25 protein-coding genes, 1 riboswitch and 1 other annotated feature are annotated in these 24,384 nt (G+C 43.5%); of the genes, 5 read left to right on the top strand and 20 right to left on the bottom strand.

All coding sequences use genetic code 11. The annotated features are described in order from the left end of the window. Positions 1-40: 40 nt before the first annotated feature. The 8 genes from hisIE to hisG all read right to left on the bottom strand — a co-directional run bounded on the left by hisIE (position 41) and on the right by hisG (position 7,204). Positions 41-676, bottom strand: a complete 636-nt coding sequence (gene hisIE, locus H2O73_RS09570) for a bifunctional phosphoribosyl-AMP cyclohydrolase/phosphoribosyl-ATP diphosphatase HisIE (protein WP_182108621.1) — start codon at positions 674-676, stop codon at positions 41-43. Then, positions 673-1,461 (bottom strand): imidazole glycerol phosphate synthase subunit HisF, encoded by a 789-nt coding sequence (gene hisF, locus H2O73_RS09565; RefSeq protein WP_182108620.1) that lies wholly within the window; start codon positions 1,459-1,461, stop codon positions 673-675. The genes hisIE and hisF overlap by 4 nt, the downstream gene beginning before the upstream one ends. Continuing rightward, positions 1,443-2,180 (bottom strand): 1-(5-phosphoribosyl)-5-[(5-phosphoribosylamino)methylideneamino]imidazole-4-carboxamide isomerase, encoded by a 738-nt coding sequence (gene hisA / locus H2O73_RS09560; RefSeq protein ID WP_182108619.1) that lies wholly within the window; start codon positions 2,178-2,180, stop codon positions 1,443-1,445. The genes hisF and hisA overlap by 19 nt, the downstream gene beginning before the upstream one ends. A gap of 12 nt (positions 2,181-2,192) precedes the next feature. Continuing rightward, positions 2,193-2,807 carry an imidazole glycerol phosphate synthase subunit HisH gene (hisH, locus tag H2O73_RS09555; protein ID WP_182108618.1) on the bottom strand — a complete coding sequence of 205 codons (615 nt, stop codon included), beginning with the start codon at positions 2,805-2,807 and terminating at the stop codon, positions 2,193-2,195. An 8-nt stretch (positions 2,808-2,815) separates the two neighbouring features. Further along, positions 2,816-3,889: a bifunctional histidinol-phosphatase/imidazoleglycerol-phosphate dehydratase HisB gene (hisB, locus tag H2O73_RS09550; RefSeq protein ID WP_182108617.1), complete on the bottom strand. Its 1,074-nt coding sequence runs from the start codon at positions 3,887-3,889 to the stop codon at positions 2,816-2,818. Positions 3,890-3,961: 72 nt separating this feature from the next. Further along, the gene (gene hisC, locus H2O73_RS09545) at positions 3,962-5,002 is read right to left on the bottom strand and encodes a histidinol-phosphate transaminase (protein WP_182108616.1); all 1,041 of its coding nucleotides are present in this window, start codon (positions 5,000-5,002) and stop codon (positions 3,962-3,964) included. Further along, a complete protein-coding gene (hisD, locus tag H2O73_RS09540; RefSeq protein WP_182108615.1) occupies positions 5,002-6,303 on the bottom strand; it encodes a histidinol dehydrogenase in 1,302 nt (433 codons plus the stop codon). Before hisD ends, hisC begins: the two co-directional genes overlap by 1 nt. Before the next feature lie 4 nt (positions 6,304-6,307). Further along, entirely contained in the window at positions 6,308-7,204 is an 897-nt protein-coding gene (hisG, locus tag H2O73_RS09535) for an ATP phosphoribosyltransferase (RefSeq protein ID WP_182108614.1), read from the bottom strand. A 52-nt stretch (positions 7,205-7,256) separates the two neighbouring features. Continuing rightward, positions 7,257-7,392, bottom strand: a sequence feature (His leader region). A 282-nt stretch (positions 7,393-7,674) separates the two neighbouring features. Between hisG and H2O73_RS09530 the strand changes: the two genes are divergently transcribed. Next, entirely contained in the window at positions 7,675-8,601 is a 927-nt protein-coding gene (locus H2O73_RS09530; RefSeq protein WP_182108613.1) for a sigma-54 interaction domain-containing protein, read from the top strand. Positions 8,602-8,710: 109 nt separating this feature from the next. On the opposite strand, the gene H2O73_RS09525 is transcribed toward H2O73_RS09530, so the two are convergent. Continuing rightward, a complete protein-coding gene (locus H2O73_RS09525) occupies positions 8,711-10,312 on the bottom strand; it encodes a Na+/H+ antiporter NhaC family protein (protein ID WP_182108612.1) in 1,602 nt (533 codons plus the stop codon). Between the two features lie 109 nt (positions 10,313-10,421). Beyond that, positions 10,422-10,605, bottom strand: a riboswitch (Lysine riboswitch). Between the two features lie 550 nt (positions 10,606-11,155). Here H2O73_RS09525 and H2O73_RS09520 point away from each other — a divergent pair. Further along, complete coding sequence (locus tag H2O73_RS09520) at positions 11,156-11,563, top strand: H-NS family histone-like protein (RefSeq protein ID WP_182108611.1); 408 nt, start codon at positions 11,156-11,158, stop codon at positions 11,561-11,563. Between the two features lie 103 nt (positions 11,564-11,666). On the opposite strand, the gene H2O73_RS09515 is transcribed toward H2O73_RS09520, so the two are convergent. Together H2O73_RS09515 and H2O73_RS09510 are read right to left on the bottom strand one after the other, a co-directional pair. Further along, positions 11,667-12,971, bottom strand: a complete 1,305-nt coding sequence (locus H2O73_RS09515) for an inosine/guanosine kinase (protein ID WP_182108610.1) — start codon at positions 12,969-12,971, stop codon at positions 11,667-11,669. A 92-nt stretch (positions 12,972-13,063) separates the two neighbouring features. After that, on the bottom strand, positions 13,064-13,333 hold the full coding sequence (locus tag H2O73_RS09510; RefSeq protein ID WP_182108609.1) for a hypothetical protein: 270 nt from the start codon (positions 13,331-13,333) through the stop codon (positions 13,064-13,066). A gap of 244 nt (positions 13,334-13,577) precedes the next feature. Here H2O73_RS09510 and mnmA point away from each other — a divergent pair, with 244 nt between their 5' ends. The 3 genes from mnmA (at position 13,578) to purB (ending at position 16,864) form a co-directional block, all read left to right on the top strand. Beyond that, positions 13,578-14,699, top strand: coding sequence for a tRNA 2-thiouridine(34) synthase MnmA (gene mnmA / locus H2O73_RS09505; RefSeq protein WP_182108608.1), 1,122 nt, complete (start codon positions 13,578-13,580; stop codon positions 14,697-14,699). Between the two features lie 28 nt (positions 14,700-14,727). After that, positions 14,728-15,345 (top strand): high frequency lysogenization protein HflD, encoded by a 618-nt coding sequence (hflD, locus tag H2O73_RS09500; RefSeq protein WP_182108607.1) that lies wholly within the window; start codon positions 14,728-14,730, stop codon positions 15,343-15,345. A 148-nt stretch (positions 15,346-15,493) separates the two neighbouring features. Beyond that, entirely contained in the window at positions 15,494-16,864 is a 1,371-nt protein-coding gene (gene purB / locus H2O73_RS09495) for an adenylosuccinate lyase (protein WP_182108606.1), read from the top strand. A gap of 84 nt (positions 16,865-16,948) precedes the next feature. Here the strand turns inward: purB and H2O73_RS09490 are convergent, their stop codons facing one another. The 9 genes from H2O73_RS09490 to htpX all read right to left on the bottom strand — a co-directional run bounded on the left by H2O73_RS09490 (position 16,949) and on the right by htpX (position 24,147). Further along, on the bottom strand, positions 16,949-17,473 hold the full coding sequence (locus tag H2O73_RS09490; protein ID WP_182108605.1) for a DUF3833 domain-containing protein: 525 nt from the start codon (positions 17,471-17,473) through the stop codon (positions 16,949-16,951). Continuing rightward, a complete protein-coding gene (locus H2O73_RS09485) occupies positions 17,470-18,060 on the bottom strand; it encodes a chalcone isomerase family protein (protein ID WP_246335880.1) in 591 nt (196 codons plus the stop codon). Before H2O73_RS09485 ends, H2O73_RS09490 begins: the two co-directional genes overlap by 4 nt. Continuing rightward, positions 18,038-18,580 (bottom strand): DUF2878 domain-containing protein, encoded by a 543-nt coding sequence (locus H2O73_RS09480; protein WP_246335879.1) that lies wholly within the window; start codon positions 18,578-18,580, stop codon positions 18,038-18,040. The genes H2O73_RS09485 and H2O73_RS09480 overlap by 23 nt, the downstream gene beginning before the upstream one ends. A gap of 39 nt (positions 18,581-18,619) precedes the next feature. After that, positions 18,620-19,861, bottom strand: coding sequence for an SAM-dependent methyltransferase (locus H2O73_RS09475; protein WP_182108603.1), 1,242 nt, complete (start codon positions 19,859-19,861; stop codon positions 18,620-18,622). Positions 19,862-19,865: 4 nt separating this feature from the next. Then, a complete protein-coding gene (locus H2O73_RS09470) occupies positions 19,866-20,630 on the bottom strand; it encodes a DUF1365 domain-containing protein (RefSeq protein ID WP_182108602.1) in 765 nt (254 codons plus the stop codon). Beyond that, entirely contained in the window at positions 20,630-21,937 is a 1,308-nt protein-coding gene (locus tag H2O73_RS09465) for an NAD(P)/FAD-dependent oxidoreductase (RefSeq protein WP_182108601.1), read from the bottom strand. Before H2O73_RS09465 ends, H2O73_RS09470 begins: the two co-directional genes overlap by 1 nt. 3 nt (positions 21,938-21,940) lie before the next feature. Then, entirely contained in the window at positions 21,941-22,666 is a 726-nt protein-coding gene (locus tag H2O73_RS09460) for an SDR family NAD(P)-dependent oxidoreductase (protein WP_182108600.1), read from the bottom strand. Beyond that, entirely contained in the window at positions 22,663-23,082 is a 420-nt protein-coding gene (locus H2O73_RS09455; protein ID WP_182108599.1) for a nuclear transport factor 2 family protein, read from the bottom strand. Before H2O73_RS09455 ends, H2O73_RS09460 begins: the two co-directional genes overlap by 4 nt. Positions 23,083-23,274: 192 nt before the next feature. After that, complete coding sequence (htpX, locus tag H2O73_RS09450) at positions 23,275-24,147, bottom strand: protease HtpX (RefSeq protein WP_182108598.1); 873 nt, start codon at positions 24,145-24,147, stop codon at positions 23,275-23,277. Positions 24,148-24,384: the final 237 nt, after the last annotated feature.

Raw genomic sequence — 24,384 nt, 5'->3', positions numbered from 1 at the left:
GCTTTTTACTCTCAGCTACGTGTTTTCACGTTGCACGATTCTACTTGTGTCGCTCTTTCAGTTTATTAATCACATCATTAAACGACAAACCTTGATCTTGTAACAATACGAACAAGTGATAGATCAGATCCGCAGATTCACAGACTAATTCCGCCCTATCACCCGACGTTGCCGCAAGCGCGACTTCAACGCCCTCTTCGCCAACTTTCTGCGAAATACGTTTGGTACCACGAGCATAGAGACTTGCGGTGTAGGAGGAGTCGGGATCGGCATCTTTACGAGCAGCCAATAGTTGTTCAAGCTGATGAAGCCACACCAATTGTGACTCTTCCTGCTTGTCTGCATCCCAACACGTTGTAGTTCCTGTGTGACACGTTGGTCCAACAGGGTTAACCTTAACCAACAAAGTATCATTGTCACAATCTAATGCGGCATTAACCAAATTGAGTACATTGCCAGAGGTTTCGCCTTTGGTCCAAAGACGTTGCTTAGTACGAGAAAAGAAGGTTACGTGCCCTGTTTCACCGGTTTTGACTAACGCATCTTGGTTCATGTACCCCATCATCAGAACCTGACTCGATAGAAAATCTTGTACAATCACAGGTAAAAGACCATCCACTTTCTGCCAATCAATCCGCTCATTCAGCGCGGCAAGCTCACTCACTTGAAAACTCATATCTTCACCTCAACTGGTCGTGCTACAACGCCTTGCGCTAGTAGATATTGTTTCAGTTCACCAATGTTTATCACTTGCTTATGGAAGACTGACGCCGCTAATGCGCCATCGACATTCGCTTTTTCAAATGCTTCTGCGAAGTGTGCCATTGCACCTGCGCCACCTGAGGCAATTAGAGGCACTTTACATACTTCACGAACCATATTGAGCTGCTCAATATCGTAACCATTGCGTACGCCATCTTGGTTCATCATATTCAGTACAATTTCACCCGCACCGCGTTTTTGCACTTCTTGCACCCAGTCACGTGTCTGCCACTGAGTTGCCTTGGTACGTGCTTCATCGCCAGTAAATTGATAAACCTGATATTTACCCGTCTCTTTGTCATAGTAGGAGTCGATACCAACCACGATACACTGCACGCCAAACTTATCCGCAAGATCGGTAATAAGCTCGGGGTTAGCCAGTGCAGGCGAATTAATAGAGACTTTGTCTGCACCAAATTCGAGAATACGCACCGCATCTTCCGCAGACTTAATGCCACCAGCGACACAGAAAGGAATATCGATCACTTCCGCAACACGCTTAACCCAGCTTTTGTCGACAACTCGACCATCACTAGAGGCCGTAATGTCGTAGAAAACTAGTTCATCTGCGCCTTCCTCTGCATAACGTTTTGCTAAAGGAACGATGTCACCAATGATTTCATGATTGCGGAACTGAACCCCCTTCACCACTTGACCATCTCGAACATCAAGACATGGGATTATTCGCTTTGCCAACATGCAAATGCCTCCTCTGCGGTAAATTTTCCATCCAGCAGTGCACGCCCAACGATGACACCAGCAACACCCGTGCCTTTCAATGCTTCAATATCCGCAAGGCTACCAATGCCACCTGAAGACTGAAATTGCACTTGTGGGTACTGCTTGCACAAATCAATGTAGAGCTCTACATTTGAGCCAGCCAGTGTGCCGTCACGTGAAATGTCAGTACACAGTACGTGCTTCAGACCAACAGTAAGGTAATCATCAATCAATGCTTCGATGGTGACACCAGAATCTTCCTGCCAACCAGAAATCGCCACTTTGCGAGTTCCATCAGCATCAATGTTGATATCCAATGCCAAGACAATTTTTTCAGCGCCGTATTTCTCCATCCAACCTTTTACAAGCTCAGGTTGCTTAACCGCCGTTGAACCAACCACCACACGCTGGGCTCCCGCCTCAAGCAAGTCAACAACATCTTGCTCACTGCGAACGCCACCACCGATTTGAATATTCGCAGGCGTGCTCGCCAGTAGTTTGGCGATTAGACCAAGCTGACGTGCATTGGTATCTTTCGCACCAGTGAGATCAACCAAGTGCAGCCAATTCGCCCCCGCTTGATGGTATAAATTGAACTGCTCTGCGGGATCCACTTTGTATTCTGTTACTTGACCGTAGTCTCCTTGGTAAAGGCGAACTACCTGTCCTTCAATTAAATCTAAAGCTGGAATGATCACGTGTAATTCCCTTTACAAGTTTAAAAAGTTTTCGATAAGTTTTGAGCCCGCTGTACTTGAGCGCTCTGGGTGGAACTGAACACCATAATAATTGCCACTTTGTACCGCGGCGCTAAATGGTTGACCATAATCACACTCGGCAATGGTGTACTCGCCCTTGGGCATGGCGAAGCTGTGTACAAAATAAAAGTACTCGCCCTCTTCTATGCCTTTAAACAGTGGATGTTCAGGCAGCGACTTAACGGTGTTCCAGCCCATATGAGGCAATGGCAACTCGCCGGTTTGCAGTAGCTTTACTTCGCCATCACACAAGCCTAAACACTCAACTTGCTCATTGGCTTTTTGCCCTTTCTCTTGTGAGAATTTACCCAGCAGTTGCATCCCTAAACAGATGCCAAGTAATGGTTTTTCAACCTGCTTGACCAACTCAATCAAGTTGCGCTGTTGCAGGTTTTTCATTGCCTCGCTAGCCGTGCCTACGCCCGGAAGAAACAACTTATCCGCGGCGAGTACCACTTGTGGGTCTTTCGAGATCACCACCTCACAGCCCAAGCGCTCTATCGCGAACTTAACCGATGAGACATTGGCACATCCGGTATCAATAATGACGACTTTCTGATTGTTCATCATGCCTCCTACAATACGCCTTTGCTGCTTGGTAGCTCATTGCCTTCTACTTTAATTGCCTGACGAAGCGTACGACCAAAGGCTTTAAAGAGACTTTCAATGATATGGTGGTCGTTATCACCTGATGAGGATAGGTGTAGCGTACACGCCAAAGTATCCGTCAGTGAACGGAAGAAGTGCACCACCATTTCAGTCGAGAGATCACCCACTTGTTCACGGCTAAATTCAGCCTCAAATTTAAGATATGGGCGCCCGGATAGATCAAGCGCACACTGTGCTAAACATTCATCCATCGGCAAGCTAAAACCAAAGCGACCAATACCGCGCTTATCACCCAGTGCATCTTTTAGCGCTTGCCCGAGAGCCAATGCGGTATCTTCAATGGTGTGGTGATCATCAATATGTAAATCGCCTTCCACTTGGCAAATCATTTGGAAGCCACCGTGAGTGGCAATTTGGTCCAGCATATGGTCGAAGAAACCAAGCCCAGTTGAGATTTGATTGCCACCTTGTTCATCAAGATTTACTTTGACTCGGATGTCAGTTTCTTTAGTGGTGCGCACCACTTCTGCCACTCGGGCTTTTACCGTAAGATCTTTTAAGATCTGCAGCCACCCCATGGTTTCTGGATTATATTGAATGCCTTGAATCGCCATATTCTCAGCCAATTGAAGATCCGTTGCTCGGTCACCAATCACGACTGAGTGTTGGAAATCCACTTTGCCACTTTGTAGATACTCTTTAACCATGCCAAGTTTTGGCTTACGGCATGAACAGTTATCTTCATCAAAGTGTGGGCAGATCAGTACATCATCAAATTTCACGCCCTGCGATTCAAAGATTTCCATCATCATGTTTTGTGGGGCATCAAAATCAGCTTGTGGGTAGCTATCTGTACCGAGTCCATCTTGATTCGTCACCATCACTAAGCGATAACCTGCATCTTGCAGTGCCAAGAGGCTTGGGATAACGAAAGGCTCCAATTTCAGCTTATCAAGACGATCAACTTGGAAATCAATCGGTGGCTCAACAATTAACGTACCGTCACGGTCGATAAACAAGATTTTTTGCTGCTTGCTCATTTAACATCCTTATTTATTTTTAGCGCTCTCGCCTAACGCCAGAGCACATTATCTCATTCAATTACAAACCATTTACGCGTAATAATTACGAATGAAGCCAACCGTTTTTTCACACTCATCTCGGTTACCAACACTAATGCGAACACAATTCTCTATTGGTGAATTACGTAAAATAATGCCACTGTCCCACGCCGCTTTAAATACCGCGTCACCTTCTGGGAATTTCACCAATAAGTAGTTGCCCCAACCATCGAAAACTTCTACACCCGGAATCATCGATAGACCAACTTGTAGGTAAGCTCGGTTGGCGTTGAGATCCAGCACTTGGAATTTCGCGCGAGCAAGTCCCGCTTCTGATAAAGCTTGGACAGCAATATCAGCCACTGGAATTGGCACTGGATAAGGGGCAATCACTTTATGCAGCACACTAATGAGTTCTTCATTGGCTAATGTAAATCCACAACGAAGACCTGCCAGTGCAAAAGCTTTAGATAAGGTGCGTAAAATCGCGAGATTCGAATACTCAGCTAGCAAATCGACTGTCGATGCTTCAGGACAAAAATCAATATAAGCTTCATCCATTACCACAATAGCGCGATCTTTGGTCATCTCGAGCAAGCGAATAATATCTTCACGCTTAACTAAGTTACCGGTTGGGTTATTTGGGCTACAGACAAACACCAATTTGACGTTTTCTAGGCTTTGTTCAATTGCCGCCAAATCAAGCTGCCAATCCGCTGTCAGTGGCACTGTTTTACGTTCAACACCAATCGTTTCGGCACTAATCGCGTACATGCCATAAGTCGGTGGGCAGTAAAGAATGGCATCTTCACCTGGCTCACAAAAGGCGCGAACTAGAAGCTCAATGCCTTCATCAGCACCGCGTGAGGTTAAGGTTTGCTCAGGTTTTACACCCGCGTAAGCCGCATACGCTTCAATTAACGGTTTAGGCTGACACTCACTGTAACGATTTAATCGGGTAAAATCGGTTTTATATTCATTATCAAATGGGGATTCATTGGCGTTTAACCACACATCACCACAGCCACCAATTCGGCGTGCAGATAAATAAGGTGTTAACTGCTGAACCTGCTTGCGAGCTAACTTTTCCATTATGCTTCTCCTCGTTGAAGCAGCTTTTCCACACGAATTGTCACCGCACGTTTGTGCGCGTCTAAACCTTCGGCTTCCGCCATGGTGACAACTGTTGGTGCTAATAATTGTAAACCTTCTGCTGACAACTCTTGAACGGTCATACGCTTAGAGAAATCAGCCAAACCTAAACTAGAATAAGTACGGGTATAACCATAAGTTGGCAGTACGTGATTGGTTCCTGACGCATAATCGCCAGCCGATTCTGGTGACCAATCCCCCAAGAATATCGACCCCGCATTATCGAGTAGCGGCAATAATTCACGTGGGTTCTTTGTCTGCACAATCAAATGCTCAGGACCATAATAATTTGAAATAGAGATCGCTTGAGTCAGCGATTCTGAAATAACAATTAAGCTGGACGCTAACGCCTTCTCAGCAATGTCAGCACGGGATAACTGTTGCAGTTGGCTGCGCACAGCATCGGATACTTGGTCAGCTAGCACTGGAGATGGCGTCACTAACACCACTTGCGAATCAGGTCCGTGTTCAGCCTGACTTAATAAATCTGCGGCAATAAACTCTGGGTCTGCGGTTTCATCGGCAATCACCAACACTTCTGAAGGTCCTGCTGGCATATCAATCGCTGCGCCACGAAAATCGTTGCTCACTTGACGCTTGGCTTCAGTAACATAGGCATTACCTGGTCCAAAAATCTTATCCACTTTGGCAACCGTTTCAGTACCATAGGCCATGGCTGCTATCGCCTGCCCACCACCAACGTTATACACTTCATCAATATTACACAGCTTCGCTACATAAAGGATTTCATCGGCAATCGGTGGCGGAGAACAAAGCACCACTTTCTGACAACCAGCAATTTGCGCGGGTACACCCAGCATCAATACGGTTGAAGGCAGCGGTGCGCTCCCCCCTGGAATATACAGCCCAACCTTTTGAATTGGGCGAGTGACTTGCTCACACAGCACACCCGGTTGGGTTTCAACTTTAATTGGCTGTGGTTTCTGCGCTTTGTGGAACTTAGCAATATTGGCGTATGCTTGTTCCAACGCTTGCTTCATATTCTCACTTAAGCGCTCAGAAGCGGCATCCATGTCAGATTTTGAAACGCGAATAGAGTCGGGGGTCACGCGGTCAAACTTTTGCGTCAGTTCCACCAATGCTGCGTCACCCTGCTCACGTACCTGTGCGATTACTTGAGAAACTGCAGCGGTGATATTCGCGCCTTCAGTAATGGCTGGGCGCTCCAATACCGCATCTTGCTGTGTTTCACTAAGAGATGGCCAAACAACTGTTCTCATCGTGTTACTCCATCATCTTCTCAATTGGCAATACTAGAATCGAGCTCGCGCCGAGTTCTTTAAGCTGCTCCATTGTTTCCCAAAACAGGTTTTCGGTACTAACAAGGTGAACCGCCACTTTCTGTTTTTCAGCAGACAAAGGCAATACAGTTGGATCTTCCGCACCTGGCAATAAGGCTTTGATTTGCTCCAGTCTATCCACTGGCGCGTGCAGCATAATGTACTTTGATTCTTTCGCTTGCTGTACGCCTTGCATACGAGTCAAAAGCTTTTCAATCAGCTCTTGCTTGTCTTTATCAAACTCACCCAAACGTTGGATTAGCGTCGCTTTTGAACGGAAGATAACTTCCGCCTCTTTCAACCCATTGGCTTCTAATGTCGCACCAGTGGAAACTAAATCAGCGATGGCATCAGATAAACCGGCGCGAGGAGCGACTTCAACCGAACCCGTCAGCATACAAGCAGAGAAAGGCACACCTTGCTTATCCATATATGCTTTAAGTAATTGTGGGTAAGTTGTCGCAATTCTTTTGCCCGCTAAATCTTCAGGACCGTTGTACTGCTCATCTTTATTGATGGCGATAGATAAACGACAACCACCAAAATCTAATCTTCTTAGTTGAACAAACTCACACGGCTCACCCAACGCTTTGCGATCCAAACGCACTTCTTCAAGTTCGTTTTCACCGATAAAGCCAAGGTCGACTACACCGTCCATAATCAAGCCCGGGATGTCATCGTCACGAACGAGTAACAAATCAATAGGCATATTCAATGAGTGAACCACTAGGCGCTCACCCATAATGTTAAATTTGACACCACACTTTTTGAGCAACAATTGGCTCTCTTTGCTTAGGCGACCTTTTTTTTGAATTGCGATTCTTAGGCGTTGTGTTTGCATTGCGATATCCCTGTGCAAATGTTTGAATTTTATAACGTTTGTAAGCCGTAAAACTGAAAAACCCTCGGAAGATGTTAGTCTCCCGAGGGTTAATTCTTAAATTCTTTGACTTAAGCCTCCGGGAGATTCCTGCCTCCCGGGTATGCGTACATCTCCCGAAAGACTACACTGGGTGATGGTGATGATGAATATTCATTACAAAATTACGCATACTTATTAAAGCTCTTCACTTCTTATTGATTAAACAACACACTAACCAACCTGTTCAAAGTTTTCAACACATATTTGAAAAAAATTACATTCACTGGTGATTTGCTGATTTGACTATAAAAGTGACCTTTATGATTATCTCACTTTTAAGACAATCAATAATCACCGCTTATTGCTAGTGATAGATTAATCATTAAGTAAAAAATCAGACTAAAATTCTTCTATAACCCGAACTTTTGTTTGATATAAGAATAATCATTATGACGTTTCACGCACACAACCCAATGACCGATAAACTTTTGATTGGTGATAGCCCTCAAATCAAATCTGTCTTGGCATTGCTAGAGAAGTATGCGTTAAGTGACGTTGAAGTGCTGATTCAAGGAGAGACCGGCTGTGGTAAGGGAGTTTGCGCTAGACTGATCCACCAACTTTCCTCGCGGAAGCACCACCCTTTTATAACGGTAAATTGTGGCGCAATACCCAGTGGATTAATCGCATCAGAGCTGTTTGGGCATAAAAGAGGCGCATTTACTGGTGCGCTTTTTAACCACGCAGGTTTTATTAAACGGGCTGAACGAGGGACTTTATTTCTTGATGAAGTGAGTGATATGCCGCCCGATCTTCAAGTAAGCTTATTGCATTTTCTTGATCAGAAAAAAATTCTCGCATTAGGCAGTGATAAAGAGACAGATGTAGACTCACGTATTATTGCCGCCTCACATATCGATCTATTGCAGCAGGTCGAATCAGGAAAGTTTAGAGAAGATCTCTACTATCGCTTAAATATATTACCTCTCAACGTCCCGCCACTTAGAGAACGAGATGGCGATATATTACAACTGGCCAACTATTTTTTAGCGCAAATACATACATCACAAGCGCATCAATTCTCATCTCAAGCGGAAACCAAACTGTTAAGCTACCACTGGCCTGGTAACGTCAGAGAGTTAAAAAATGTATTAACTCGAGCAATCGTATTATGTGAGAAGAATATTATTAACCAAGAAGACTTAGGACTGCCAGAACAATGCAATAAAGTACCGGCTTGCTCTTTGTCCAAATTGAGTGTGGAAAATGCGATTGAAGATAGTCACCACAATATGAGTGCCGCAGCGCGAAAATTAGGCATATCACGTACTACTCTCTATCGTTTAATGAAAAAGTACCAAATTAATCCTTGTTAACGATTTCTAATCGATATAAAAAATCGGAAACCTAAAACAGGTTTCCGATTCTTCTAATCTACGATGCACTATTTAGCAAAGTGGATCTTACTCAGACCAGCGTATGTAATTATGCGATCTTACTGTCACTCATTTTGGCTTTCGATAACATACTCAGCACAAAACAAACCGCCACAAATGCCACACTAGCAGCACTAAATGAAAGTGCTAGTGAATCTGTCATGCCCAATACGATAAAGCCAACACAAGATACAAGTGCCACAGATAATGCATAAGGCAACTGAGTCGCAACGTGATCAATATGGTTACAGCGTGCGCCTGTTGACGACAAAATAGTCGTATCAGAGATCGGTGAACAGTGGTCACCAAATACTGAACCTGCAAGTACTGCACTTAACATAGGTAGCATCAGTGCGATATCCGTATTGCCAGCCATATCACCAGCGATTGGTAACATGATACCGAACGTACCCCATGAACTACCGGTTGAAAACGCCATCACGCCAGACAACAAGAATAGGATGACAGGTAACCATTGCGGGTCAATATTGCCTTGAGCCATTGTTGATAGGTAGCTACCGGTTTTCATATCACCGATAACAGTACCAATAGACCAAGCAAACACCAGAATTAAAATCGCGCCAAACATTGATTTCGCGCCAATCCACAACGTGCGATTAACCTCTACAGCAGCAATGCCCTGTTTAACCACAGTAATCAACGCAACAATCAGACCAACTAAACCACCGTAAATTAGTGAGGTACCAACATTGGTATTTTCAAACGCGCCTAGCAATGCAAATGGCTTGCCCGCTTCAGCCAACGCTTGACCACCGGTATACAACATAGAAGCAACCGTAGCTACGATCAGCAGAACAATCGGTAAGATCAGGTCAGACACTTTACCTTTTTCACTCTCACGGATATCCAGCTCTTCATCTAGTGCTCGCGCTTCTTCAAGTTCATCGCTTTGGTTTTCATCAAAGCCGCGACCTTGAGAGGCTGCAATCTCATGATCGCGCATCTTACCCACGGTTAAACCAAACCATGCAACGGCGAACACCATCAACAGAGCAAAGATTGCGTAAAAGTTCATCGGCACTAAGCGCATATAAGCACCAAGCGCTGAATACTCAGTGATACCATGAGAGACAAGAATGCCGCTGATGATAGTCATGATATAAGCGCCCCAGCTAGAAGCTGGCATAACCACGCACATTGGTGCTGCCGTTGAATCAAGGATATACGCTAGTTTGGCACGTGACACATAAAAACGGTCGGTCACAGGGCGAGAAATCGCACCAACAGCCAAACTATTAAAGTAATCATCGATAAAGATGAAAATGCCCAAGAACGCAGCAAGAAGTTTAGCGCCTCGTTTACTTTTTACACGCGATTGAGCCCAATCAGCAAAAGCGCGAGTACCGCCAGACAATGTTAGAAGTGCTGTCATCATGCCCAACAGCACGAGAAAGCCAATAATACTCATGTTACCAGCATTAATAGAGCCGTCTTCAACAAATACGCCAAACAGTGTGTTCTTAACGTAAGTCAAAGAATTCCCCACTGAATAATCAGCAAGCAGAATAGCGCCAAGTATGATACCCATACCTAGAGACAACAATACGCGACGTGTAACAATCGCAAGAGTAAGTGCCACTACTGGAGGCAGTAGTGATAAAGGGGATGATGCAAAATCGATTAAAGTCATGATCTTCGAAACCAGTAATAAATTGGTTAGAGATCTACTGCAGACATATAGACGTAATGTCATATACGTATGTTGAACATAGCGACGGGGAAGCGAATACTCCACCCAACCCTACAGTAGCGCTCCATAGTTATACAAATAATAGACTATGGCAGTGTTGCCCCTATTTGAGTGCAACCCCAGCGAGTGGTTTTGATTTACCAGTTCACTTCGGCGGATAAGACCTTTCACATTTGTTCATTGGCATCACCCCAACAAATGTTACTGATTCATTCCGCGCCTCTACCGCACTGACCAAAGATTAAGCTAATAATTAACCAAGTTAACATAGCATTAACCGATGCAGCGCATTAGGTAACGGTCATTGTACTTATAAAAATCACATTTACAATACATCTATCTAGAATTTTATAAGACCATTTTATCGAGTGCCGTTTTGCAATACTGGCAATAGATACGGTTTTGATATTCACCCAGACACTAATAACACAAAGCAGTTCTCCGAATTTTAAATTAACGCCTTTAAAACCACTGCGAACATTTATTCATCGACTAGTTGAATCATTAAGCGTAGAAAGGTATTGAGTTCAAACAATCCATAAAATTGATATAAACTCATAAATTTGATTAAGGTTATGAAACTAATCACTACTATTGCCATCTAACGTTTATTGCGACGTTACACTCACTTACTTAACATTAGAATGTGATGTGAGCTTAAAATGTTCCCATGCCCACTATTTTTCAATATACTCATTTATTCAATTTACAATATTTAATTTGTATTATCACAAATACGATATTAATATTAGTTCGTTGCTTATAATATATTGGTGAGAATTTATGTCGGAATTAACAAAAACTCTTTTAAACATTCGTAGCCTTCGCGCTTTTTCTCGTGAGCTAACTCTAGAGCAATTAGAAGAAGCACTTGAGAAATTAACAATTGTTGTTTCTGAGCGTAAAGAAGCTGAAGAAGAAGAGCGTGCAGCACTTGCTGAACAAGAAGCGAAATTATCAGCAATCGCTGAGCAAATTGCTAAAGATGGTATTGATGTTGATGCGCTAATTAGTGCACTAGCAGGTGAAACGAAGACGAAAACTAAGTCTAAACGTGCACCTCGTCCAGCAAAATACAAATACGTTGATCCAAACGGTGAAGAGAAAACTTGGACAGGTCAAGGTCGCACACCTTCTGCAATCCAAGCTCTACTAGATTCTGGTAAATCTTTAGATGAATTCCTAATCTAATCGAATTTATTCATAAAAAAAGCTCCCTAAGTAGGGAGCTTTTTATTTGTTCTCAATTCTAGTTTATTAAACTTATCCAGAAACAAGTTTTAATAAAAATAGTTTATCTTTCCCAGTATGCTTCTTCTAAGCTATCTTCACGCTCTGGCAAACCACGAGATAAACGTGGCGAGTGTTGAACCAACACTTCATAGCTCGCGCGGTTAGAGTATTTGCATACCTGCGAAAATGATGAATAGTTTAAGAAGCAGTACGCATGCTTGCTTGAATTAGGCACGTTTTCTTTGTGGTATTTATTCGCTGCCATATCATGTAATAAAGCTGACAGTGCAGCATCACCAGCACCATTAGTATTCTTGATTTTTTCAGGACCACCCATATAAGGCGCGATATGTGAATATACTTTAATAGGGTTTTCACATAATACTTTAGAGGCAGGGCGACTAAACTCGTAACGATTAAATTCAGCAATACAACCGGGTAATAGTGGTAACGTGGTTTCACGTTTCGCTTCGTCTTCGGTATAACCAGCCATATATAAGCCAACTGGACCAGCAGTACAAAGAACCAAATCAACCCATTCAAGAGCTTTATCAGAAGCCGCAAGAGGATCCGTTTCACCGGTTAAAGCTTCTGCTTCATCTTCATTCATCGCTACCACACTGACATGGTCACGTAGGAAGTCTTGCCAGAACTTAGGATCATCCTGAATAACAAACTTAGTACCCAATGTTAATACCACTGGTACTTGATGCTTCTTCGCATATTCAATAGCACGCATCGTAGCTTCAGGCATAGGATCGCCTGACTTACAACGCACTAAATAAGCGGTTAATACTAATGCAGATGCATTCTTAAAAATCTTTTCAGGAATACTATCTGGGTGTAATTGGTTCATTTGACCTTCGCTAATCGCGAAAGTACGCTCACCGTCTTCGGTAATCAGTGCGAAACAACGACCAATTGCCCCTTCAACACCTTGCAGATAATTAAGATCCATGCGGCTAGAAGTGTTACATAAATAACGGTAACCATAGCTGCCGATTTTAATATCCTGGCTCATAACACCAAGCAATGTTGAGCGGTCATCCGCCAACACAGAATAGTTATGAAGTGTATTACCAATTGTACCACCCGCATATTCATTGGTAATAAGCGCATTCTCTTTTAACTCGTTGTAAAGAGCTTCCGCCGTTTGGTCATCAATAACCAATGAGTGTCCTTTACTCAAACCGTATTTTTCAATTAGCTCCGAGCCAACTTTTGCTTCAATGTCTACCAAGGTTTGGTCAATGCCAATAATATGGGTACGAGACATTTTCTTACTTGATTGCGCTTGGCTCACCAGAGGATCACGCGCATGTACCGGAAAGTAGTGCTTTGATTTACGTTGACCAGGAAATTTCATAACTATGATTCTGAATAAGGGATGACAGGAAAGCGGATTCTACCTCGCCATTAAAAGTGCGGCAATAACCACGAGTATAGCAAACGTTTACCCTACTCACCTTCCATAAAACTAAGGTCTGGTAGACGTTCCAAATGCTCTGAATAGCGTTTTAAATTGAATTCACTTTCGTTTTTCATCACATCAAAAATTTCAATCGATACCGCGCAAGCCATCATCGCAATCGCATCGTCGCGGCTTGTTCCTGTCATCATTAAACGCATCAATGTCTCTTTAACTTTGATCGGATTACCATCTTCTAGTTGGTTTTCGATCACTTCAATTAAGTCAGACTCTTGAAAGGTTTGATTCTCTTCGCTCATGCTTACTTCTTACCCAATATTGTGTGTATCTGATTGGAAGATTATCAAAATTGATATCAGCCAACGCTTGAATTTCGCCTACTATGCCATATATAGAAGACTTGTCGTTATTAATAACGCGGGTTTTGACCGATAAAGTTGTAAAAAACCACGCTTTTCGAAGTGTGATTTCGATCTCGGATCTGTCCCAGAGAATCGGTTTCTGTTAGAATCTGCCCCCAGTTAATTTTTGTGGTGTTAAGCAATGTCTGAGAACTGTACTGACAACAGTCAAAAGAAAGTCATCGTTGGTATGTCTGGCGGTGTTGATTCATCGGTTTCTGCGTATCTTCTAAAACAGCAAGGCTATCAAGTTGAAGGCCTTTTCATGAAGAACTGGGAAGAAGATGACAACGAAGAATACTGTACTGCGGCTCAAGATCTAGCCGATGCTCAGGCGGTATGTGACAAGCTTGGCATTCACCTACATAAGATTAATTTTGCAGCTGAATACTGGGATAACGTGTTTGAGTACTTCCTTGAAGAGTACAAAGCGGGTCGCACCCCAAACCCAGATATTCTGTGTAATAAAGAAATCAAATTTAAAGCATTTTTAGAATACGCAGACGAAGTACTCGACGCAGATTACATTGCGATGGGTCATTACGTGCGTCGCTCATTCCCAGAAAATGGCGAAAAGCCACAAATGCTACGCGGTTTAGATAACAACAAAGACCAAAGCTATTTCCTATACACTCTTGGGCATGAGCAAGTTGCACGTAGCCTATTCCCTGTGGGTGATTTAGAGAAGCCTGAAGTCCGTCGCATCGCTGAAGAACAAGATTTGATCACCGCGAAGAAGAAAGATTCTACCGGTATTTGCTTTATCGGTGAGCGAAAATTCACCGACTTCTTATCTCGCTATCTACCGGCTCAACCGGGTAAAATTGAGACCCCAGAGGGCACAGTAATCGGCGAACACCAAGGTTTGATGTACCACACACTTGGTCAGCGTAAAGGTCTTCACATTGGCGGCCAAAAAGGCGGCGGCGGTAACGAAGATCCGTGGTACGTTGCTGAAAAAGATCTTAAACGTAATGTACTTATTGCCGTGCAAGGTGCAGAACACCCACTTTTAAAATCTAATGGGTTAATCGCGTCACAATTACACTGGGTCGATCGCACACCGATTCACGAACCGTTACAATGCTCAGTGAAAACACGTTATCGTCAAACTGACATTCCGTGTACTATCATCCCAGTGGATGATAACACTATTAAAGTTATCTTCGATGAGCCTCAAGTTGCGGTGACTCCAGGTCAATCAGCTGTATTCTACCAAGGCGAAATTTGTCTTGGTGGTGGTATCATCGAACAGCGCATTTAATTAGACGTACTATCAGGAGTAACTCTTCGTGGCTAACACTCTTTATGACCGCACCATTGCGTTTGCAGGCATCTGCCAAGCTGTCGCTTTAGTTCAGCAAGCAGCAAAAAACGGTTATTGTGACTCGGACGCGTTTGAAACCTCACTGAAAGCGATTTTGAATACTAACCCAAGCAGCACCGTTGCTGTGTTTGGTCGCGAAGCTGATCTAAAGCTTGGGTTGGAATGCTTAGTCAAGGGCATTGATAGCACACCGACAGGTAGCGAAATTACTCGATACATCATTAGTTTAATGGCACTAGAGCGTAAACTAAGTGGTCGAAATGACGCAATGTCTCAACTTGGTGACCGCATCAAGATGCTTTCTCGACAAGTCGACCACTTTTCAATCACTGACGAACAGATGATCAGTAATTTGGCCAGCGTATACCTTGATGTGGTGAGCCCGATTGGTCCTCGAATTCAAGTAACTGGAACGCCTTCTGTTTTGCAGCAAAGTAGCAGCCAAAACAAAGTTCGAGCTCTATTGCTATCGGGTATTCGATGTTCGGTTTTATGGCGCCAAGTGGGTGGCAAACGCCGCCATTTAATCTTCGGTCGCAAAAAGATGGTCGAGCAAGCACAAATTCTACTCGCTCGAATGTAGACATACTTTGTAGCTCGCGCCTAGGTGCGAGCTAATTTTTTCAGAGCAATACAAATCTCACGCAAACGTTTGCGCAATATTCGTGACAATTGCCACGGTTATTGGTATAAAGCTCGCAAAATTTAGAAATTCAATTCAGGAGAACATCATGGAACTGTCAGCATTGACTGCTGTTTCACCAGTAGACGGCCGTTACGGAAGTAAGACAATTGCGTTACGCGAAATTTTCAGTGAATACGGTTTATTGAAGTACCGTACTATCGTTGAAATCCGCTGGTTACAAAAGCTTGCAGCGACTTCTGAAATTGCAGAAGTACCAGCTTTTAGTGCAGAAGCAAATGCTTTCCTTGATCAAGTCGCAGCAAACTTCTCTGAAGAAGATGCATGCCGAATCAAAGAGATCGAGCGTACGACAAACCACGACGTAAAAGCCGTTGAATATTTTCTAAAAGAAAAAGTTGCGGCGGTTCCTGAACTGCACGCTGTTAATGAATTTATCCACTTTGCTTGTACCTCTGAAGACATTAACAACACCTCTCATGCACTGATGCTTAAAGAAGCGCGTGAAACGGTAATTCTACCTGAAATTCGTAGCTTGATTGATGCAATCAAAGCACTCGCCGTTGAGCACCGCGACATTCCACTACTTTCACGTACACACGGTCAGCCTGCTTCTCCTAGCACTATGGGTAAAGAAATGGCGAACGTAGCGTACCGTATGGAACGCCAATACAAGCAAATCGAAAACGTTGAGATCCTAGCGAAGGTTAATGGCGCAGTAGGCAACTACAACGCTCACCTTTCTGCTTACCCTGAATTAGATTGGCACAAGTTTAGCGAAGAGTTCATCACTGAGTCTCTTGGCGTAACGTGGAACCCATACACAACTCAAATCGAACCGCATGATTACATTGCAGAACTATTCGATGCTGTTGCGCGTTTCAACACTATCCTAATCGATTTCGATCGTGACGTATGGGGTTACATTGCGCTGGGTCACTTTAAGCAAAAGACCATTGCTGGTGAGATCGGCTCATCAACCATGCCGCATAAAGTTAACCCAATCGACTTTGAAAACTCTGAAGGCAACCTAGGCTTAGCAAATGCTGTCTTTGGTCACCTAGCTCAAAAACTGCCTATCTCTCGCTGGCAGCGTGACCTAACTGACTCTACGGTTTTACGTAACCTAGGCGTGGGTGTGGGTTATGCAATCATTGCTTACTCTTCAACGATGAAGGGCATCAGCAAGCTAGAAGTAAACCGTGAAGCACTGCTTAAAGAACTCGACCAAAACTGGGAAGTTCTAGCAGAACCAGTACAAACAGTAATGCGTCGCTACGGTATTGAAAAGCCATACGAAAAGCTAAAAGAGCTAACTCGTGGTAAGCGCGTTGATGGCGAAGCAATGCGTAGCTTTATCGATGGTCTTGAGCTTCCTGAGCATGAGAAAGCTCGTCTTAAAGAGATGACGCCAGCAAACTACATCGGTCAAGCAATCGAGCTAACTGATAAGCTTTAAGCTGTAAGTTTAATGCTATAGAAAAGGCTTCCAATCGGAGGCCTTTTTCATCCCTGCACCATTGCTATTAATCACTATTCTGAGTTACTGCTTTTGGAAGAAGATGGTCACCTGAGCAACTTCTACACCAAATTTTTTTACCTTGGTAATATTAAAAAGGTGCTTCTCATCTTGGCGGTAGAGCCAATCATCCATCGATACCGTCATTGTTGAGCCATCATAAGGCAATTCAAAATCATACTGCCACCGCATAGCGTTGCCCTGCTCTGCTCCAGTAGCCATTCCAACAATATCTTGCGCTGTGCCTTGATAAGTACCATCAGCCAAACGGTTAATCTGCCAAACTCTTTGTTCTTGCACGCCATCATTGTAGATAAAGTCCTCAACTAAAGTCAGCCTGTCGCCCTTCACTCTACCGACAATAACGACCTCAAAACTTCTGACTTGTTTACCGGAATAATCTTGCACTATTCCCCATGCTTTAACATCACCGACAAAATATTCAAATAAATTAAACTTGGGTGCACTTGATTCGTAATCAGAAAGCTGTGTTCCACAGCCTATCAATATAAAACATGCGATCAAAAATAAACCTAGTTTCGCCTTCATCTTTTCATCCCTATCAATCTTTTTCGCAAATCTGAATATTCCGTTTTTGGTGATAACCATATAGACAAAAACGCGTCATTGAGAGACTCATCAGTAATCATACCAATCTGTTGTTGTTGGTTGGGTTGTGGCGAATAAACAAAATACCCCGTCGTACCATTAGTGATATAAGTAAGTGTCTGACCGGTTTTAATATCAGGGAATATCGTCGCCAACTGTTTAATCCACACTCTCGAATCTTGAGCGCTGAAGCCTAACTTTTGCCATTGTTCCAATGTGGCATCAAGCAATTGCTGCTGACTAATACTGCGTTGATATTCAATACTGAGTGCTAAAGGGTGTGGCGTAACATCAAACGCTTGCTGATATGTGCCAGAAGGCGTAAGCAACGTTGATTGGTAAACATCAAAAAAGAGAAATGATAATTGCGCCTGACCAACGGGTTGCCAATTTTGCCAATGTTCAAGAGAGTTAGTTGAGCTTGTCTGGTATGAGTAGGTTGTCGCTGCTGAAAAAGTGGGTAAGGTGAACAATACCGAACCCAAACCCATAACCGTAAATGTCTTACGCCAATTTATCCTTTTCATCTTGTACCGCCTCGATATTCAATATTTTCATACAAAGCAGAACAATGACGGACCACTCGATGAAAAATATCGCAAATGCCACTGAAGTGGAAAAACCAAGCGACACCGCATCTAACTTGTATCCAGCTATATAGCTTGCCGCTCCAGCTAGACCTCCAACAATAGATACGATCAATAAAGGGTATCGGCTCAACATAGGCACTAAAAATTGTGCATACCAGCTAAATATCGCCCATAAAGCCAGTAACCAAATCGGTAGCGCGATATAAGAAGACCAAGGGGCTGCGTCAAATACGAGCAGCCCTATGGTGGTATTAACAATGTCAATCACCACACCAAACATGAGTAAAATAAACCCAGTTCGCCAGTTAAAATCCCCACGCCATGCACTAAAGATTAGCGTCATAACAACCAGCATCACAGTGAACCACTGCCATGTATCTCTGCCTAATACGGCAAGACACCAAAGCAATTGAAACCACGTTGAAACAATTAAAAGTCGCGTTAACGGGCTCATCATTCACCTCACGATTACCAGCAAAACTATTGACCTTAGCCATTAAGGGCGTTGAAAGGTCATGTGTACGGTACTAATGGTTTTTGCTTTGAATCCACCTTCGCAATAACAGAAATAGTAATTCCACATGCGTATGAACCGCTTATCAAAGCCTAGCGATTCCACTCTGTCGAGTTTGCCATTAAAGCGTTGATGCCAATGATTCAAGGTTTTGGCGTAATCATCTCCAATGTCAAATAGGTCACGCATGATCAGATCACTATGCTCAGTTGTGGCTTGAGTCACTGCGGTTATTGATGGCAAGAATCCTCCAGGAAAGATGTATTTCTGGATGAAGTCGACACTGTTGCTATAGCTTTTATAACGTTGGTCGGCAATGGTAATAGCTTGTATTGCCATTAAGCCTTGAGGTTTCAGTAGTGACTGACACTTCTTGATATATGAGGTTAAGTATTCTTTACCCACAGCTTCGATCATTTCAATTGAAACAAGCTTGTCAAACTCACCTTCGAGCAAGCGATAATCTTGCTTAAGTAGTGTTATTTGTTTCGATAAACCAAGGGCTTCGACTGACTGCTTTGCATATTGATACTGGGCATCTGAAATGGTTGTGGTCGTCACATGACAACCATAATGTTGTGCCATATATATCGCCATGCCTCCCCAACCAGTACCGATTTCGACTACGTGATCACTCGGTTGCAATTGAAGTTGCTGGCACAAACGATCCATTTTGTTGATCTGCGCCTGTTCTAATGAGTCACTTACTGAGGTAAATAGCCCCGCAGAGTAAAGCATGTTCTTGTCGAGGAAGGTTTCGTACAACTCATTACTCAGATCATAATGAGCGTGAATATTTTTTTCTGAATTTTCCAAGGTATTGCGGTTAAACCAGTGCGAAAGGCGATGAATGATACCGGTCAAAAAGCTTGAGCGACTTTCCAAATGATCAAGCATGGATAAGTTTCTGGCCATCAGTTCAGTTACAGTCGTAAGGTCCGGACTATCCCACCACCCATCCATAAAAGCTTCTGCCGCAGCAATACTTCCACCTTTAAGCAAACGAGTATAGAAAGCAGGATTTTTCACTATGACCAAAGCTGTTGGCTGTGATGGTTCACCGTTACCGAACCTCTCTTTATGAATCACTTTGCCTGGCTCAAACTCTTCAACCAAGGTTAGCGTACCTACAGAAATTTTCTGCATACAAGCACATATTACACTGCGGGCGGTTTTATCAACCGAGGTTAGTTGCTTTGGAAGGGTTAGAATTTGAGTTGTCATCTTCCTATGCTCCTTTATTGGTCTTATTCTGCTTTTTAGAGAGGTTCAGATATTTTGGATGAGAATAAAATGGCGCGCCTTTTACCCAAAGTTTAAGGGCATGCCAATAAATACCTATGGTCACTTTTACTGCCATAATCGGTGTAGCGATCAATTTTTTTAGCAAAGAATATCCACCAAGGTCTTGCTTACGCATCAGCAAAGTCGCATCAAACTCACACTGCTCTCGATGGCATTCTAAATGGATATTAAGTCGCTTTCTAAGAGGCTTTAATCGCCAATGGTAGGTTTGTTCTAATGGGTTAAATGGCGACACGTGGAATGCTTTTTTGTGCTGCCAACAGCCATCGGACGTTGCTGGAATAGCATAGTAATGGCGCTCATTCCAAGGCGTATTGCTGACTTCAGCTAACACATATCGCCATTGCCCCTGTTGGTCGTAGACATAATAAAAATTAACCGGACTAAAATAGATACCCAGATAACGCAAATGAATCACCGCCTCTACTCGCCCATCGCAGAGTTGTTCCCCGGTGATTTCGAATACTTTTTCCAGCACCGCGTTTTTTAAATTCCCTTCGCCTAGATAATCTTCACGGCGAAACCTCGCCCAATGCCACCAGCGCGTTCCCATTCCGACCACTTGTTCAAAAACTTGCTCAAGTTCATCGAGATCTAAGCAAGGCATGAACAGTGGATAATTTAATGAGTGAGACACTGGCGAAAAGCGCCGATGACGAACATGCCCTACCAACAACGAGCTATTCATTATGCCGCTCCTCGTGTGATGAGCGCTGTATCCAGTTCTGCTAAAGCTTCGACTATGTCTATCGCACTGCGTACACCGTCTTCGTGGAAGCCGTTATACCAATAGGCACCGCAAAACCAGCAGTTGTTGATTCCATTAATACGTTGACGCTCTTTCTGAGCCGCGATTGATTCGGTAGTAAAAACTGGATGGCTGTAGTTAAAGCTACGCAGTATTTTGCTTTGGTCGATGTAAGCGGAGCTATTCAAAGAGACACAGAGCGTCGTTGGACAATCAATCTGTTGTAAAATATTCATGTTATAAGTGAGGGTTGGCGGTGCATTCTGTTCGCTATCGCTCCCTTCAAGACGGTAATTCCAAGCAGCCCATGCTGACTTACGTTGCGGCAATAAACGGCTATCAGAGTGCAAAATCACCTCATTACTTTGGTAAGTCAGTGCCGAAAGTATCTGTTCTTCTTCTGTCGATGGGTTACTAAGCATTGCGAGTGCTTGATCACTGTGACAAGCAAAGATCACATGATCAAAGTGGTGCGTTTGACCGTTAGCCTCAATATAAACGCCGCGGCTGTCACGCCTCACGCTATTGACGGGGCAATTGAGTTTAATTTTATCGGCAAAGCCTCGAGTGAGGGGCGGAATGTATTGGTTTGACCCACCTTTGATCACGTACCACTGCGGTCGATTGATGACATCAAGCAAACCGTGGTTGAGGAAAAACTGTGCGAAAAAATCGAGGGGGAACGCACGCATGTCAGCCAATGTTGATGACCAAATAGCCGCCCCCATCGGAAGAATGTAGTTATCATTAAAATAATAACTAAAACCATGACGATTCAAGAAATCACCTAGCGTTTCATTGGCAAGGCTTTCATCGGTAATGACGCTCGATCTACTTTCAACTTGTGCGCGCTGCTTTACCAATTTATTAAAGCGAAGGATTTCAGCAATGAATCGATAAAAACGAGGCTTCAACCAATTGCGTTTTTGCGCAAATAGAGTGGCGATTGTATGACCATTGTATTCTAAGCCATTGGTTTTATTCGACACGCTAAAGCTCATTTGCGTCGCAACGCCTTCAACACCAATCTCATTCATCATTTTAATGAAATGTGGGTAAGTGCGGTCGTTATAGACAATAAAACCCGTATCTACTGGGTAAGTCTTTGCTTCAATTTCAATATCAACAGTCGCAGTATGCCCACCAATATAATCGTTCGCTTCAAATAGAGTGATGTCGTGCTGCTTATGCAGATAGTAACCACACGTAAGCCCAGAAATGCCTGTACCAATTATTGCGATTTTCATTGTTTAACCCTTAATCAGCTGAGTAGTGAGCAGCGTTTGCCAACGATAAGGCAGTAAACCGATCAAACGTAAAATGGTGGTGAATCGAGCAGGAAAATAGATAAAAGATCGGTTTTTGGCGATGCCTCTACGGATAGCTTTTGAAGCATCTTGGCTCGAGACCATCATTGGCATAGCAAAGGTATTTTTGTCTGTGAGGGGGGTTTGAACAAAACCGGGATAAACCACCGTCACTGATACGCCTTTTGGCGTTAGCGTAGTTTGCAGTGTACGAGCGAGGTAGCTGACTGCGGCTTTTGATGCACCATAAGCTTCTGCCCTTGGTAACGCAAGTTCGCTAGAGATTGAACCGATAACGACCACTTTATCACCCGCTTTAAAATACGGTTGCGCCGCTTCGATTGAGTTAACCAATCCCAGAAAATTGACCTCAAACACTCGCTTGATCAATTCACTGTCTAGCTCACCTTGCTCGATATATTCACAACTACCCGCATTAAAAATCCACACATCGGGCTGATACTTCATTTGTTGCAAAGCATTTTTTGACGCCGTGGCATTCGTCACATCAAACTGTAAGATTTCTATTTGCTCTCCGAGCAACTGTAGGCTTTGTAATGCTATAGGGTTTCGTCCACAAGCGACCACTTTTGAACCCGCTGCATGGTAATCAACGGCGAGCTGATAACCTATCCCCGAAGTCGCACCAGTAATGAATACGGTGCTCATTCGCCTAACCTCTGTTTAATGGTACGAATGATAGACCCGAGTAAAGGCAGGTTCTCGTAGAGCATTTCACCCAGATCAAAGTAATCTCGGTGGTAGATGACTTTACCATCGGAAAATTTTAAATGGCTCATGCCATTGACGTAAATGGTCGCCCCTTTCTGCAACTTAGGGTGCTCTAGCGCCATCGTCCATGTAATGAAGCCACTGTCACCAAATTGTTGCTGCTCTTGGATATTAAAATGACAACTATTGACGTTGCTATAAAGCGAGTCGAAATAGCGTTTAAGCTCCCCCCAACCTTCTAAGCGATGTGCGGCATCTTCAAACACCACATTGGGGTGATAAAGATCATTCAATAGATGTAGGTTTGATTTGTTGAGTTGCTGATAAACAGAACCCACTGCTGCGATATCCATACGAACCCCCACTCGCCTTGTACATGCATGTTTAGCTTTAACGCGATCAATCTTGAATGACAAAAGTCGTACACAACTTTTGTAAAGCTTAGTTCTATTTACGTAGTGGGGTTTGTACGGATCAAAAAAGGCCTGAATAAAATTCAAGCCTTTTCAAATAATAAACGGGATAACCGCCGTTAATCTATACGATTACAAACCATTGCGTAGTGCGGCAATACGTTTATCCAGTGGCGGATGGCTCATTAGCAGTTCAGTCATTGAACGCTTACCGTTGATACCAAATGCCATCATTGAGCCTTCAAGTTGAGATTCATGACTCATCTTCAAGCGCTCTAGCGCGGCAATCATTTTCTCTTTACCGACCAAGCTTGCTGCTCCTGCATCTGCATAGAATTCACGATGACGGCTGTACCACATGGTAATAAAGCTTGCGAGGAAACCAAATACCAACTCTAGCACCATCGAAACACCGAAGTAGACCATCATATTGCTGCCGCCTTCGCCTTCTTCATCACTGTTGCTTGAAGAGACAATGTTGGCGATAAAACGAGACAAGAAGATCACGAAAGTGTTAACCACACCTTGCATCAAAGTCATCGTGACCATGTCACCGTTAGAAATATGGCTCACTTCGTGCGCCAGTACCGCTTCAGCCTCATCACGAGTCATGTTGTGTAACAAACCCGTCGATACCGCAACCAGTGAATCATCACGCTTTGCACCCGTTGCAAAAGCATTGATGTCTGCAGAATCATAAATTGCGACAGTCGGCATACCAATGCCTGCTTGTTGCGATTGACGACGTACCGTTTCAATCAACCAATGCTCAGTTTCGTTACGTGGGCTCTCGATAACCATACCGCCAACAGAACGAAGCGCCATTTTCTTTGACATCATCAAAGAGATAAATGAACCACCAAAACCAAATACAGCAGCCATAACCAGTAAGCCTGAAAGGCTACCCGGTTGCATACCCGTAACAGCATAAACAATATTCAGAACAACACTTAACACCAAAACAACAGCTAAGTTAGTTGCTAGGAATAGCATAACTCGTTTCATTACTTTTCTCCGAAACAGGACATTTTCTTATTCGTGGCTTTCTTTACAGTAAACAGAATGCCTTTATTTGCATAGGCACTAGTCATTAGTCGACTGCGTTCTGCTACCCTCTAGGCTAGCATATAGATATAGCCGAATCACATGAAACTCAAGCGATAGAAGCAAATTGATACATTTGTTTTCACCTTGTTCAATATTGAGCGTTTTGAGAAATTGTTTAAAAACAATAGCGAAGAA

It is taken from the genome of Vibrio marinisediminis, assembly GCF_014050145.1.
Classification (GTDB): domain Bacteria; phylum Pseudomonadota; class Gammaproteobacteria; order Enterobacterales; family Vibrionaceae; genus Vibrio; species Vibrio marinisediminis.
Note: the sequence above shows the minus strand (reverse complement) of the source record. Positions and strands in the feature narration are given on the sequence as shown.

Coding starts and splice junctions, on each gene's coding strand:
- hisIE (WP_182108621.1), bottom strand. CDS start 676: ATGAGTTTTCAAGTGAGTGAGCTTGCCGCGCTGAATGAGCGGATTGAT.
- hisF (WP_182108620.1), bottom strand. CDS start 1,461: ATGTTGGCAAAGCGAATAATCCCATGTCTTGATGTTCGAGATGGTCAA.
- hisH (WP_182108618.1), bottom strand. CDS start 2,807: ATGAACAATCAGAAAGTCGTCATTATTGATACCGGATGTGCCAATGTC.
- hisB (WP_182108617.1), bottom strand. CDS start 3,889: ATGAGCAAGCAGCAAAAAATCTTGTTTATCGACCGTGACGGTACGTTA.
- hisC (WP_182108616.1), bottom strand. CDS start 5,002: ATGGAAAAGTTAGCTCGCAAGCAGGTTCAGCAGTTAACACCTTATTTA.
- hisD (WP_182108615.1), bottom strand. CDS start 6,303: ATGAGAACAGTTGTTTGGCCATCTCTTAGTGAAACACAGCAAGATGCG.
- hisG (WP_182108614.1), bottom strand. CDS start 7,204: ATGCAAACACAACGCCTAAGAATCGCAATTCAAAAAAAAGGTCGCCTA.
- H2O73_RS09530 (WP_182108613.1), top strand. CDS start 7,675: ATGACGTTTCACGCACACAACCCAATGACCGATAAACTTTTGATTGGT.
- H2O73_RS09525 (WP_182108612.1), bottom strand. CDS start 10,312: ATGACTTTAATCGATTTTGCATCATCCCCTTTATCACTACTGCCTCCA.
- H2O73_RS09520 (WP_182108611.1), top strand. CDS start 11,156: ATGTCGGAATTAACAAAAACTCTTTTAAACATTCGTAGCCTTCGCGCT.
- H2O73_RS09515 (WP_182108610.1), bottom strand. CDS start 12,971: ATGAAATTTCCTGGTCAACGTAAATCAAAGCACTACTTTCCGGTACAT.
- H2O73_RS09510 (WP_182108609.1), bottom strand. CDS start 13,333: ATGAGCGAAGAGAATCAAACCTTTCAAGAGTCTGACTTAATTGAAGTG.
- mnmA (WP_182108608.1), top strand. CDS start 13,578: ATGTCTGAGAACTGTACTGACAACAGTCAAAAGAAAGTCATCGTTGGT.
- purB (WP_182108606.1), top strand. CDS start 15,494: ATGGAACTGTCAGCATTGACTGCTGTTTCACCAGTAGACGGCCGTTAC.
- H2O73_RS09490 (WP_182108605.1), bottom strand. CDS start 17,473: ATGAAGGCGAAACTAGGTTTATTTTTGATCGCATGTTTTATATTGATA.
- H2O73_RS09485 (WP_246335880.1), bottom strand. CDS start 18,060: ATGAAAAGGATAAATTGGCGTAAGACATTTACGGTTATGGGTTTGGGT.
- H2O73_RS09480 (WP_246335879.1), bottom strand. CDS start 18,580: ATGATGAGCCCGTTAACGCGACTTTTAATTGTTTCAACGTGGTTTCAA.
- H2O73_RS09475 (WP_182108603.1), bottom strand. CDS start 19,861: ATGACAACTCAAATTCTAACCCTTCCAAAGCAACTAACCTCGGTTGAT.
- H2O73_RS09470 (WP_182108602.1), bottom strand. CDS start 20,630: ATGAATAGCTCGTTGTTGGTAGGGCATGTTCGTCATCGGCGCTTTTCG.
- H2O73_RS09465 (WP_182108601.1), bottom strand. CDS start 21,937: ATGAAAATCGCAATAATTGGTACAGGCATTTCTGGGCTTACGTGTGGT.
- H2O73_RS09460 (WP_182108600.1), bottom strand. CDS start 22,666: ATGAGCACCGTATTCATTACTGGTGCGACTTCGGGGATAGGTTATCAG.
- H2O73_RS09455 (WP_182108599.1), bottom strand. CDS start 23,082: ATGGATATCGCAGCAGTGGGTTCTGTTTATCAGCAACTCAACAAATCA.
- htpX (WP_182108598.1), bottom strand. CDS start 24,147: ATGAAACGAGTTATGCTATTCCTAGCAACTAACTTAGCTGTTGTTTTG.